This is a genomic window from Methylophilus sp. 13, from assembly GCF_015354335.1.
Lineage (GTDB): Bacteria > Pseudomonadota > Gammaproteobacteria > Burkholderiales > Methylophilaceae > Methylophilus > Methylophilus glucosoxydans.
Map to the genome: position 1 here is coordinate 495,467 of NZ_JADKYR010000002.1, position 12,070 is coordinate 507,536.

At 51.0% G+C, this 12,070-nt stretch carries 11 protein-coding genes; 5 read left to right on the forward strand and 6 right to left on the reverse strand.

Annotation, left to right across the window (positions count from 1 at the left end; translation table 11 throughout):
* Positions 1–175: 175 nt before the first annotated feature.
* The 5 genes from INP77_RS06565 to prmB all read left to right on the forward strand — a co-directional run bounded on the left by INP77_RS06565 (position 176) and on the right by prmB (position 5,195).
* Complete coding sequence (locus INP77_RS06565) at positions 176–2,248, forward strand: EAL domain-containing protein (protein ID WP_228518762.1); 2,073 nt, start codon at positions 176–178, stop codon at positions 2,246–2,248.
* 79 nt (positions 2,249–2,327) lie between these two features.
* A complete protein-coding gene (locus INP77_RS06570) occupies positions 2,328–2,681 on the forward strand; it encodes an ArsC family reductase (protein ID WP_194748214.1) in 354 nt (117 codons plus the stop codon).
* Between the two features lie 5 nt (positions 2,682–2,686).
* The gene (dapE, locus tag INP77_RS06575) at positions 2,687–3,832 is read left to right on the forward strand and encodes a succinyl-diaminopimelate desuccinylase (RefSeq protein WP_194748215.1); all 1,146 of its coding nucleotides are present in this window, start codon (positions 2,687–2,689) and stop codon (positions 3,830–3,832) included.
* Positions 3,833–3,864: 32 nt separating this feature from the next.
* Positions 3,865–4,236 (forward strand): GxxExxY protein, encoded by a 372-nt coding sequence (locus INP77_RS06580; protein ID WP_194748216.1) that lies wholly within the window; start codon positions 3,865–3,867, stop codon positions 4,234–4,236.
* Positions 4,237–4,292: 56 nt separating this feature from the next.
* The gene (gene prmB / locus INP77_RS06585; RefSeq protein ID WP_194748217.1) at positions 4,293–5,195 is read left to right on the forward strand and encodes a 50S ribosomal protein L3 N(5)-glutamine methyltransferase; all 903 of its coding nucleotides are present in this window, start codon (positions 4,293–4,295) and stop codon (positions 5,193–5,195) included.
* A 72-nt stretch (positions 5,196–5,267) separates the two neighbouring features.
* Here the strand turns inward: prmB and thiD are convergent, their stop codons facing one another.
* The 6 genes from thiD to INP77_RS06615 form a co-directional block, all read right to left on the reverse strand.
* Positions 5,268–6,140: a bifunctional hydroxymethylpyrimidine kinase/phosphomethylpyrimidine kinase gene (gene thiD / locus INP77_RS06590; protein WP_228518763.1), complete on the reverse strand. Its 873-nt coding sequence runs from the start codon at positions 6,138–6,140 to the stop codon at positions 5,268–5,270.
* Between the two features lie 35 nt (positions 6,141–6,175).
* On the reverse strand, positions 6,176–7,282 hold the full coding sequence (gene rluB, locus INP77_RS06595; RefSeq protein ID WP_194748218.1) for a 23S rRNA pseudouridine(2605) synthase RluB: 1,107 nt from the start codon (positions 7,280–7,282) through the stop codon (positions 6,176–6,178).
* Positions 7,283–7,485: 203 nt separating this feature from the next.
* Positions 7,486–8,211 carry a transposase gene (locus INP77_RS06600; protein ID WP_194748219.1) on the reverse strand — a complete coding sequence of 242 codons (726 nt, stop codon included), beginning with the start codon at positions 8,209–8,211 and terminating at the stop codon, positions 7,486–7,488.
* A 221-nt stretch (positions 8,212–8,432) separates the two neighbouring features.
* A complete protein-coding gene (locus tag INP77_RS06605) occupies positions 8,433–9,119 on the reverse strand; it encodes a hypothetical protein (protein WP_194748220.1) in 687 nt (228 codons plus the stop codon).
* A 276-nt stretch (positions 9,120–9,395) separates the two neighbouring features.
* On the reverse strand, positions 9,396–11,078 hold the full coding sequence (gene recJ / locus INP77_RS06610) for a single-stranded-DNA-specific exonuclease RecJ (RefSeq protein ID WP_194748221.1): 1,683 nt from the start codon (positions 11,076–11,078) through the stop codon (positions 9,396–9,398).
* Complete coding sequence (locus INP77_RS06615) at positions 11,075–12,070, reverse strand: hypothetical protein (protein WP_194748222.1); 996 nt, start codon at positions 12,068–12,070, stop codon at positions 11,075–11,077. Before INP77_RS06615 ends, recJ begins: the two co-directional genes overlap by 4 nt.

Genomic DNA, 12,070 nt, shown 5'->3' on the forward strand with positions numbered 1-12,070 from the left:
AAGATGTCCCGCAAGCAAGACAGCGTGAGCATTCTTGAATAGTTGAGTATTAACCCGTTGGAGAGTCAGTAGTCCGAGCAATCCCAGCAGTAAAGCAATGAGCAATACAGAGCAAGCACAAAGAACAAGTAGTCGTGCCACACATTAAACAATCAAAATAAACGTGCAATTACTTATGATAACAACGCAAATGCTATTGGTCGCACTCTTTACATCCAGCGTCGTTGGATGCTTTTTTGCGTTCAAACTGGTTGATCGTTTGCGTGTTGCCACTCCCAAAGAGCATGACTTCATGCTCAAAAAATATGCCGTCGTCATGGCAGCTGGTATCTTCAGCCTGCATGCTGGCTACCAGTTTCTCGCAGATAATATCCCTAAGGTTAGCCAACATCCTATCGACCTGATTGGCTGCATGCTGTGCAGCTATCTGTTGGCGGCCGCTATCCTCAAAACGGTCCATAAAAAAAGACTGCCCTTACGTGATCTGCTCTCCGCTTCTGCGGCCACCGGCATCAGTGGCTACCTGCTGTCTTATTTTTATCAGATCAGTGCCGGGGCCATCAATATCCGTATAGACAGCTGGACCGCCCTGTTTTCTCTGTTCCTGGCCTGCCTGACCGCCGCCCTGGCGATTGTCACCATCCTCTGGCTCAAAGGCTATAGCGGCAAACTCGAAAAACGTTTGAAGTGGATGTTTTCGATAGAAATTGCACTGGGCTTTTTGGCCTCGCACACGGCCATCAACCTCAGTATTGTGCATAACAATATGCTGATTGGGCAGCCCAGCGATCAAGCCGATAATTATTTAATGCTGTTGCTGGTTCTGGTCCCGGTCTTTTTATTTATCACCTCGTTTATTCTGGTGATTTTTTATGAGCGCAATATCGATCTAGCGCAAAGCAAACTGACCTTCCGCAATACGCAAACCGTCAATAAAAAATTCCTGGCCTATGATCCGCTCACACACCTGCCCAACCGGGATGCTTTAAACCAGCACCTGATCCTGAGTGCCAAGCGCTGTGACCGTAACGGGGAGTCGCTGGCCCTGGCTTATATCGACCTGGATCACTTCAAACCGGTCAATGACCAGTTTGGTCACCATATTGGCGATTTGCTGCTGATTGAAGTCTCCAAGCGTATCAGCAATGCCATCCGCAATTGTGATTATGTGGCACGTGCGGGTGGCGACGAGTTTATTGCCGTATTGAGTGAGATTGAAAATCACCAGAGCGTGGTCACCGTGATTCAGCGTGTGGTGGATGCGTTACGCGAAACCTTTGTCATTGAAGATCACGTGATTGAGATTTCGTGCTCGGTGGGCGTGTCCATGTATCCACAAGACGGCAACCTGCAAAAACTCAAACTGAATGCAGACGCCGCCATGTACAAGGCCAAGGAAAACGGCAAAAACCAGTATCGATTCTTTGATGCCGAGATCGAGCAAGCCTCTGACGAGATGCAACAAACCCGTATTGAACTCAAGCAAGCCATTAGCGAGCAAGAGTTCAGGCTACTGTTTCAGCCCAAAGTGGATGCCATCACGCGCATGGTCCATGGCGCCGAAGCGCTGTTACGCTGGCAGCATCCGGCGCGCGGACTGCTCTCCCCCAACAGTTTTATTGAAGCGGCTGAGCGCTTTGGCATGATTGAAGAAATCAATGCCTGGGTCATCTCCCAGGCCTGCCGCACAATTAGCCAGGCGCGCGATCGCGGCATAGACCTAAGCATTTCAGTCAACATGTCCAACCAGCAGTTCCGCAACAAACAGTTGGGCGCGCTGATTCAATCGATTCTTGAAGCGCATGCCGTAGAATCCCGCAACCTCATTCTGGAAGTGTCTGAAACTAACGCCATTCATCATCAGGGCCAGTTCAAGGACACATTGCGCCAATTTAAACAGCAGGGCCTTAAAATCTCGCTGGATGATTTTGGCTTGCATCCGTTCAGCCTCACACATTTAGAAGACCTGGAAGTCAGCGAAGTCAAACTGGACCGCTCCCTGACCAAAAATGTGGCGGTTTCGCACACCTCGCTCTCGATTGTTGAGGCTATCGTCAAACTGGCGCATGCACTCAATCTGAACGTCGTCGCCGAAGGCGTGGAAGACGAGGAACAGCGCAAAGCGCTGGTCAACATCGGCTGTGACCAAATGCAGGGTTTCCTGTTCTCAAAACCGGTAGAGCAACAATACCTGTTTGATGTATTTAGCAAACTGCAATCGCAGTCAGCAACCCAAAACCTGTTCTGAGGTTATGTGAACACCGCAATAAATGGCGACGCCATCTGCCGTGGCTGGTAAAATAAGTTTTTTAGCTTGATGATCAGCCATGAAACTATACGGCATCCCCAATTGCAATACCGTCAAAAAAGCGCGTGACTGGCTGGACCAACACGCCATTGCATACGAATTTCACGACTTCAAGAAACAGGGCCTGGATAGCGTCACCGGCCAAGCCTGGCTGCAACAATATCCTTGGGAAAAACTGGTGAACCGCAGCGGGATGACCTGGCGCAACTTGGCCGAACCGGAAAAAAATAGCGTAGTAGATGCTGCCTCTGCACTTACCCTGATGCAGTCCAAAACCTCGGTGATTAAACGCCCGGTATTGGTCAACGCCGATAAAATCATCGCCCTCGGTTTTAATGAAGCCGATTACCGCCAACTGTTTGCTCAAGAATAACCACTATGTCAAAAACACTGGATCTTGCCATTGATTTGCTTAAACGCCGCTCGCTGACGCCAGAAGATGCTGGCTGTCAGGAGGCCATGATTGCCCGCCTGGCGCCACTGGGGTTCAAAATTGAGCGCATGCGTTTTGGGGAGGTCGATAACTTTTATGCCAGACGCGGCACCACCGGCCCACTGATCGTGTTTGCCGGCCATACCGATGTCGTCCCCACTGGCCCTTTGGACCAATGGCATACGCCACCGTTTGAGCCTACGATTAAAGACGGCATGCTGTATGCACGCGGCGCGGCAGACATGAAAACCTCGCTCGCTGCGTTTATCACCAGCATCGAAGAATTTATCGCCGAACATCCTGACCATCCTGGTTCGATTGGCCTGCTGATCACCTCAGATGAAGAAGGCATTGCGATTGAGGGCACCGTCAAAGTGGTGGAGGCGTTGCAAGCCCGTGGCGAAAGCTTTGATTACTGCATTGTGGGTGAGCCCACCAGCAACAAAGTGGTCGGTGACATGATTAAAAATGGCAGACGCGGCTCCCTGTCTGGCAAACTCATCGTCAAAGGCATTCAGGGCCATATTGCCTATCCGCACCTGGTGAAAAACCCGATTCATCTGGCGGCTCCGGCCATTAAAGACATGGTTGAAACCATATGGGACAACGGCAACGAATATTTTCCGCCGACTTCCTGGCAGATTTCTAACATCAACGGCGGCACCGGCGCGACCAATGTGGTGCCTGGGCATGTCGAGATATTGTTTAACTTCCGCTACTGCCCTGAAGTCGATGGGCAAGGCAGCTCTGAGCAAAGTTTGCGTACCCGCGTCCACGCGATTCTGGACAGCCACGGCTTTGAATACAGCCTGGACTGGGAACATAACCAGTCCTATATCACGCCACGCGGCAAGCTGGTAGAAGCTATCAGCAACGCGATTGTGCAGAGTTACGGGGTCACGCCCGAGCTTTCTACCACTGGCGGCACCTCCGATGGGCGCTTTATTGCCGATATCTGCAAAGAAGTGATTGAATTCGGGCCGTTAAATGCCACCATCCATAAATTGAACGAATGCGTCGCCGTGGCCGATATCGAGCCTCTCAAGGAAACCTACAAGCGCACCATGGAATTATTGCTAACAGCTGATTAAGCCACAGATAAACACAGAAGGACACAGATAAGATGCTGTTAGAAACTGCGTTGACAAATAGGATAATCGGCTGTGCTTACGAAGTGAGTAATACATTGGGGGTAGGTTTTTTAGAAAAGGTCTATGAAAATGCACTCGCTATCGAGCTTAAAAATGCAAATTTGTTAGTAGAACAACAAGTCCCTCTTGATGTTACTTATCAGTCGACAATCGTCGGACATTTTGTATGCGATTTACGTGTCAATCAGTCAGTGATTGTTGAACTAAAGGCTTGCTCTGGCATTGATAACGCACATATTGCGCAATGTATGAACTACCTTAAAGCCAGTCAACATCGTTTTGGTTTAATTATCAATTTTGGCAAACCAAAAGTAGAAGTTAAACGTGTTGTAAATGGCTATTGAGTCTAATTGTTAAGGGTTTAATCTGTGTCTATCCGTGTTTATCTGTGGCTAAAATAATGACAACCAACCTACATACCATCCGCGACTGGCTGCGCTATGCCGTCAGCCGTTTTGAAAACTCTGACATTTTTTATGGTCATGGCACCGATAACAGCTATGACGAAGCTGTCTGGCTGATCATGAGCGCACTGCATTTGCCGCATGACACCCTGAATAACTTTCTGGATGCGCGTTTAACCACAGAGGAAAGCCAGCACCTGGCAACCTTGATCGACAAGCGGGTCACAGAACATACGCCAACCGCCTACCTGGTGAATGAAGCCTGGCTGCGCGGGTTCAAGTTTTACGTCGATGAACGCGTCATCGTGCCACGCTCATTTATTGCCGAATTGCTGGAAGATGGCTTGCAGCCTTGGGTTGAGTTTCCGGAAATGGTGGAATCCGCAGCGGATATTTGTACCGGCTCGGGCTGCCTGGGCGTGTTACTGGCCGAGGCCTTTCCCAATGCGCATATTGATGTGGTGGATATCTCCCCGGATGCCATTGAGGTCTGTAATATCAACATCCAGCGCTACGGCCTTGAACATCAGGTGCAAGCCGTGCAATCTGATATGTTTACCTCGCTCAAAGGCCGTAAATATGACGTAATTATCAGCAATCCGCCTTATGTGGATGCCCCTAGCATGGCTGAGTTACCAGAAGAGTACCGCAAAGAGCCGCAACTGGCTTTGGGCAGCGGCGTTGCCGGGCTGGACCATACCCACGTCCTGCTGACGCAGGCAGCTGAATACTTGAATGATGGCGGCGTGCTAGTGGTAGAAATCGGCCACAACCGTGACGCCTTGCATGAAGCCTATCCAGACTTACCCTTTACCTGGCTGGATACCAGCGGCGGCGACCAGTTTGTGTTTATGCTCACTAAAGAAGACTTGCTGGAAGCCGGGCTGCACACTGAATAACGTGTTATCCGCGCAGGCACACAGCAATACTGAGGTCTACGCTGTTCTTCTTGGCTTGGTAGCGATTAAACGCTATTCGCCGTAAACCTTCATTGCTTCGGGTGCAAAGCCATGATTGAGTGGTCCGACGCCCTCGCCTGTGCGCACATGCGAGCCCGCATATAAGGCACCGCGCACATAGGTTCTGGCCGCCAACACAGCCTCTGACAGGTTACAGCCCAAGGCAAGATAGGCAGCGATCGCGGATGAAAGCGTACATCCGGTGCCATGCAAGTTATGGGTAGAAATACGCACTGAATGCAAGCGCTGGATTACATTGTCCTGCCCATTGGCATGGGCTTGCACCAGAATATCCAGCACTTCATGGCCAGGCAGATGCCCCCCTTTGAGCAGGATGGCATGTGCGCCTTGTGCAAGCAAGGCTTGCGCGGCCTCGGCAAGTGCATCGCTTTGCGTCAGCGGACGGCCCAGCAACAACGACGCCTCATCCAGATTCGGGGTCACCACCAAAGCCCGTGGAAACAACTCGGACACCAGCACGGCAATCGCCTCATCAGAAATCAGTTTGGCACCATTGGCTGCCACCATCACCGGGTCCAGCACCACTTGCTTGAGACCATGGGCATCCAGCGCCTGGGCCACCGCCTCCACCACTTCAGGAGAATGCAGCATACCGATCTTGACGGCATCGACACCGATATCTTCGACCACCGCATCAATCTGGTCACGCAACATGCTGACCGGCACGCTATGAATAGCGCGCACCCCTTGCGTATTTTGCGCCGTCAGCGCGGTAATGGCCGTCATGCCATAGCAACCAAGGGCAGAGAATGTTTTGAGGTCGGCCTGAATCCCGGCACCACCACTACTATCAGAGCCAGCGATGGACAGCACACGCGGATATCGATGCGTGACCAGAGATTCTTGCATACGACTGTCAGTCATGCGATCGGCTTTTCCGTCAACACACGACGCGCAGATTAACCACGCCCCCGATTACGGTCAGTGCGTTTTTTAGCACCGCTATTGATACGCGCATTTTGCATGGAGGCCTGCTTCAAATCTGAATCCTGACGAATACGACGGTTGCTAGTTGGCGCGCGTGCAGGACGCTCTTGCTGCGTATCAACGGGATTATTCACAGTATCCAGCAAGCTACGGCGCTGCTTGCGTACTTTAGGCGTAAACACGCGCGTCGCACGGTCACGGTCATGCGGGCTCATTTGCTTGAGCGGTTTGCGCGGCACAGGCAAGCCTGCCCACTCCAGCAAAGCCACCACCTGTTTTTGTTCCAGCTTGAGCATGGTGCCGCGCTTGAGGCGGGGCGGCAACGCAACTGGGCCGAAACGCACACGCATCAGGCGGCTCACAGGCAGGTGAAATGCCTCAAACAGGCGACGGACTTCACGGTTACGGCCCTCTTTAATCACCACTTGGTACCACTTGTTGGCGCCTTCGCCCCCGTTAGGGAAAATACTTTCAAAGTTGGCTGGGCCGTCTTCGAGCTCAATGCCGTGTTTGAGTTGCGCCATCTGCTCTTCAGTCAGTTCCCCCAGAATACGTACCGCATATTCGCGCTCCACCTCATAGCGTGGATGCATAAACCGGTTGGCCAACTCGCCGGAATTAGTAAACATCAGCAAACCGCTAGTATTCATATCCAGACGCCCCACGGCAATCCACTTGCCCTGTTTGATGCGTGGCAGCTTGTCAAATACCGTGGCACGCCCTTCCGGGTCATCCTGACTCACAATCTCGCCTTCCGGCTTGTGGTACAGCAACACCTGCGGTAACTCCGCCTCAAACGGCAAATGCAGAATCCGGCTATCCATGCGCACCACATCATGCTCATCAACCACCGCGCCCACCTGCGCCACCTGGCCATTAATGGTAATGCGGCCGGTTTCGATCAAAGCCTCCATGTCGCGACGTGAGCCAAACCCCGCCATCGCCAGCAGTTTATGCAAGCGTTGACCTTCACGCGGCGCAGGCAGGGCTTCTTCGCCAGCCTCTACAGTGGGCGGCGTCACTTTGGGCGCACGAGGCGGACGAATCGGACTTTTGGGAGCTTTAAACGGACGGGCCATACTTCAACCTCTTGAATGAAGGCTATATTTTAACTGATTTAGGGTAAAGGGCCTAAAGCTGGTTAATTGTAGTCACAGTCCAAACCCGCCATTTGGTCAAAATAATCAGCGTAGTTTTATGCTGATGTCAGCATACTCACCTGATGGGCTTTATTTAAAAAAGCTATCTACAGATTAAGCAAGAATAATCAAAATCAATGGGGTCAGACTCGATTGATTCCACTCTTTAACTTTTGAAACTCACTAGATTTCCTGTCCCCGCCTTTAGCCATCTTATACGACCGTCGATTTAATTGGCTAGCGATACTTTGTTTGAAATAGTCACTGCCCAACACCCACGCCTTATTGGTCGCTTCACGTATTTGCTCCAGACTGATCTCGTCTACCTGCCCATCAAACAGGCTTCGATAGTGTGATTGCCTTTGTCCATCATCATTGCCCAAGGCCCAATACATCGCATGCGGCGTCACGATTGGGTCATGCTGCCCCAAGGCATTTACACAATAACTGCTCCAGGGATATTCAGCAGGATGGCCGACCATATTGGCTCTTACTGGATTCAGCTCTATATAGCGATAACAAAGCAGCGCATATTGTTCGCTGTCGATCAGGCTGGCTTTGTAACGACCTTCCCATAAAGTGCCACTGCGCTTGTAGGTGTAGTTATAGTACTGCACATAGTAACGCCCCAACATTTGCATCATTTTGGAAAGCCCATCTTCTTTGTGGGGTGTGGCTAACAGATGTATGTGATTGGTCATTAATACATAGGCGTGAATATCGCATTGATGCTTTTTGGCCGCGTCTGCCAATTTATCTAAGAAGAATTGATAATCCTCTTCCGCAGCAAAGACTGCGGCGCGGTTATTGCCTCGGATAATAACGTGTTGTGGGTGACCAAGCAAAACAAAACGAGGGAGTCGGGCCATGGCAGATACCGCTCTTAAAAAACACAGATAGATGCACGATAGTAAATTAATCCGACTAAATCAATCGAGTCTGACCCCATTGATTCAGACAAGCAAATTTGAAATTGCGTACTGGGCGTAGCTAGCCATTTATACGGCGAACCGCAGGCGGGTACGCCCTACGGGGCCTGACTTTTTTATTTTTACTCTGACCCCAATTATTCCCCTTCACCAATAGGTTTTCAAACCTTCTCACCAAATGAGAGATTTATTGCATCTATTTTGTACAGCATGGCTATCCATCTTTCTGAATATGCATCTGGCACAGTATCATTTTCGATATATTTATCGGTGAACACTTCTTTTATCAAATCATAACGATTCGGATTCACTGCTTTTGCACAGAGCAAACTAATGATGACCTGAATGGTAGGGTCTACTCCACCGGCTGTGTAGGGCCAAAGGTTAGCCATTGGTGAGTCATTTATTTTTGCTTCAACTGCCCTCAAATCAGCATATTTTGCATAAAAGGGCAAAGCGTGCTGCTTAAAAGCATTTGTGATTATCTGCGCGACTTTCTGTATATCTTCAGCGCGGGTTTCTGGATAAATTTTCAACTCTGACTCTCTGCTTTGCCAAGGTATAAAGGGAAAAGAAAGAGCAAGTGTGACATTCTGTTTTTGTGCCTCTTCACCATAGATAAGACCCATTGAGTTAAACAAATTTTGGATGACGTCATGACGCACACCAAATGCACAACCTATAGTTTTATAACCAGACCCCAAGTGTCCTTGATCAACTATCATAAAATCATCAAATCCATAATCCGTGTATCTGACGAAACTATTCCAGTCTTTCTTAAGCGCGAATCCCTCAGCCTCTAAAGTTGGCTTTATAAGCTTACTTATCTCAAGTTCTGTTTTATTCATTTTTAACCTTTACTGTGGGCCTGCCTTTTTATAGTTGATATTTGTGGGTGGGTACACCCAACCTTTTGGCATAGTCTTACCAGCCAAAACACCTTCAACAATAAATCCGTTACGCATTATATAAGGGTCATGCAAAAGCTGCATTGGTTGATGGGGTGAGCCCGCGTAGGGCGGACTCGTTTACAGCCCGCCGTATGAAAACTAACAGCCAAGGGGATGCAACAAGTTGATCACATAACGCTTTGTAATTTTTAAAGTCATCAATCAGCAAGCTTTTCAAACAACTGCATGCACCACTTGTAATTGCAAGCTACGGTTACCGTTGTACTCATTCACTTGTAACGAGTAGGCAAGTTCGACTTGTTCTGGCAACGGTTCAGCGTGCTGAAAATAAATGGCATCAAATTGCTGGTTGTGTTTTTGCAGGCGCAGTTTTAAGTGCTTTTCGGCCAATAATTTTTGTGACAAGACGTCAAACTGATCATAAAACACCGGTTGTGGAAAGCCTTGGCCCCAGACATGCTGGGTCAGTAATTCTGCAGTCTGCAAAGACATCTCAGTGAGCGCAAGCCCGCCATCGGTTTCCAGCATCTCTTGCAAGACTTCTGCGCTGATCAGGCTTTGCACGACCTGCTCAAACGCCTGCTGAAAGCGCGCAAAATCTTCAGCGCGGACACTCAAGCCGGCCGCCATGGCATGGCCGCCAAACTTGACGATGAGGTCGGGCTGCTGCTTGGTCACCAAGTCGAGTGCATCGCGCAAATGCAAGCCGGCTATCGAGCGGCCGGACCCTTTAATCAGGCCGTCTCCGGCATCGGCAAAGACAATGACGGGGCGGTGAAAGCGCTCTTTGATGCGTGATGCCAGAATACCAATCACCCCCTGATGCCAGTCTGGCTGGAATACGCTAATCGTGTATTGCTCTGGCCTGAAATCCTGCGTTAAATCGGCCATGGCGTCGAATTGCATCTCAGCTTCAATCTGCTTGCGCTCGGCATTGAGGCGATGCAACTGCTGCGCATATTGCATGGCTTCTTGTGGCGTCTCGGCCAGCAAACAACGAATACCTATTGTCATATCATCCAGGCGACCAGCAGCATTCAGACGTGGGCCCACATAAAAGCCCAAATCTTGCGCACTCACTTGTTGCGGATCGCGCCCGGCGAGCTTAAGAATGGCCTGAATGCCAGGGCAGGCTTGGCCATGGCGGATACGTTTGAGGCCTTGCCTGACCAGAATACGGTTATTGGCATCCAGCCGCACGAGGTCTGCGACGGTGCCCAGCGCGACCAGATCGAGCAAGCGCCCCAAGTGGACTTGGTCTTCAGCCAACTGGCCGCGCTGCTTGAGCTCGGCACGCAAGGCAATCAGCACATAAAACATCACGCCGACGCCAGCCAGATGCTTGCTAGGAAAACCGCAGCCACGCTGGTTGGGATTCACGATGCAATCTGCAGCAGGCGTTTGCTCGGCGGGCAAATGATGATCGGTAATCAGAACGCGTAGGCCCAGTGCCTTGGCCGCGGCCACGCCGTCTATACTGGCGATACCGTTATCCACGGTCAGCAGCACCTGCGGCTGCCGCGTGGCTGCCAGCGCGACAATTTCCGGCGTGAGTCCATAGCCATATTCAAACCGGTTAGGCACCAGAAAATCGACCTCGGCGCCCATCATGCGCAAGCCGCGCATGGCGACACTGGTCGCTGTTGCACCATCCGCGTCATAATCGCCGATGATTAAAATGCGCTGTTGTTGCGCAATCGCATCAGCCAATTGCCTTGCCATTTCCGCTGCGCCGGTCAAGGCCTCCGGTTTAAGCAGATGCGGCATGTCTTGCAAGCCCCAGTCAGCGCTTGTCACGCCTCTCGCTGCGAGCAATCTCGCCATCAATGGCGGCAAGCCCTGCGCTTGCAAGCCTTCCAGCGCAGCGATGTCATAAGTTCTCTGTTGAATCTTCATGGGTTGAATCCCGCTTGCTCAGTGGCGGAAGATAGCGATTGCTCGAGTTGCTGCAATAGCTTGTTTAACGTGGTGGGCTTGCGCCAGAACTGCCAGCGCGGACGTTTCTGGTAATGAATCTGTACACTACGTTCAGCAAACGGGAGCACGATGTGAAGTGCTTGAAGCGTGCCAGCTTGCAAGGCCTGGTTGAGCGCAGGCCAATCCAGCGTTTCAAGTTCATCGGTGATCCACAGCGCCTGTTGTGTACGCGGCAGTTGCATCACCTCAGCCAGCGTGGTCGCTTTGCATCTGGGTAATTGCAAGGCACTCAACCCAGCAAAGACCTCGCCTTGCCCGGCAACCAAATCAAACCCATGCTGCCAATCTGGCACAGGGCCCACGCTGGCAAACCAAAGGCTGTTGAGCGCTCCTGGCCAGTCAGCCATGGATGGCTCGGTGGCCAGTTGATGCAGCAGCATTTGCATCTCGTTGGCCCATTGCCGGATCAGGCCGGCATCAGGCCCTTGCGGCTGCCAGTGCATGGCTTGCTGAAACAGACAATCCTGTGGCCAGGGGCACTGCGCCTGAACCTGTCGCAAAGGTTGTAGCCACCAGTACCGCTGACCTGCATCAATATGCAGCTCAAAATCTGCTGCAAAATGGGCTTGTAGCCTCATTGTGAGCGCTTGATAAATCGCTGACGACAAGGGCACGACAGACTGCAAACTAAACGAATCACGTCGCATTACCAAATGGACAGGCAGCAGACAAAAGGCCGGCAGGACAGTCTCCTCCACTCTTGACGACAATACGCGACTGACTGGAGCGTGTGGTGCGCGGGAATCAGGCGCGACCAACTGCGTAAATAAGGCATTTAAGGGTGGCTGTGCAACTGTTTGCCAGCTTGCATATTGCAACGACGGACACTGATTCAAGAGTGATTCAACTTGCGCAACAGGCTGCGCAGCCGCTCCAGACAAGTAATCTGTGATATAAATTTGCTGAATCAT

Excerpts from the sequence above, each read along its gene's own strand:
- INP77_RS06615 (WP_194748222.1), bottom strand. The coding sequence starts at position 12,070 with ATGATTCAGCAAATTTATATCACAGATTACTTGTCTGGAGCGGCTGCG.
- prmB (WP_194748217.1), top strand. The coding sequence starts at position 4,293 with ATGACAACCAACCTACATACCATCCGCGACTGGCTGCGCTATGCCGTC.
- INP77_RS06565 (WP_228518762.1), top strand. The coding sequence starts at position 176 with ATGATAACAACGCAAATGCTATTGGTCGCACTCTTTACATCCAGCGTC.
- INP77_RS06605 (WP_194748220.1), bottom strand. The coding sequence starts at position 9,119 with ATGAATAAAACAGAACTTGAGATAAGTAAGCTTATAAAGCCAACTTTA.
- recJ (WP_194748221.1), bottom strand. The coding sequence starts at position 11,078 with ATGAAGATTCAACAGAGAACTTATGACATCGCTGCGCTGGAAGGCTTG.
- INP77_RS06580 (WP_194748216.1), top strand. The coding sequence starts at position 3,865 with ATGCTGTTAGAAACTGCGTTGACAAATAGGATAATCGGCTGTGCTTAC.
- dapE (WP_194748215.1), top strand. The coding sequence starts at position 2,687 with ATGTCAAAAACACTGGATCTTGCCATTGATTTGCTTAAACGCCGCTCG.
- INP77_RS06570 (WP_194748214.1), top strand. The coding sequence starts at position 2,328 with ATGAAACTATACGGCATCCCCAATTGCAATACCGTCAAAAAAGCGCGT.
- INP77_RS06600 (WP_194748219.1), bottom strand. The coding sequence starts at position 8,211 with ATGGCCCGACTCCCTCGTTTTGTTTTGCTTGGTCACCCACAACACGTT.
- rluB (WP_194748218.1), bottom strand. The coding sequence starts at position 7,282 with ATGGCCCGTCCGTTTAAAGCTCCCAAAAGTCCGATTCGTCCGCCTCGT.
- thiD (WP_228518763.1), bottom strand. The coding sequence starts at position 6,140 with ATGACTGACAGTCGTATGCAAGAATCTCTGGTCACGCATCGATATCCG.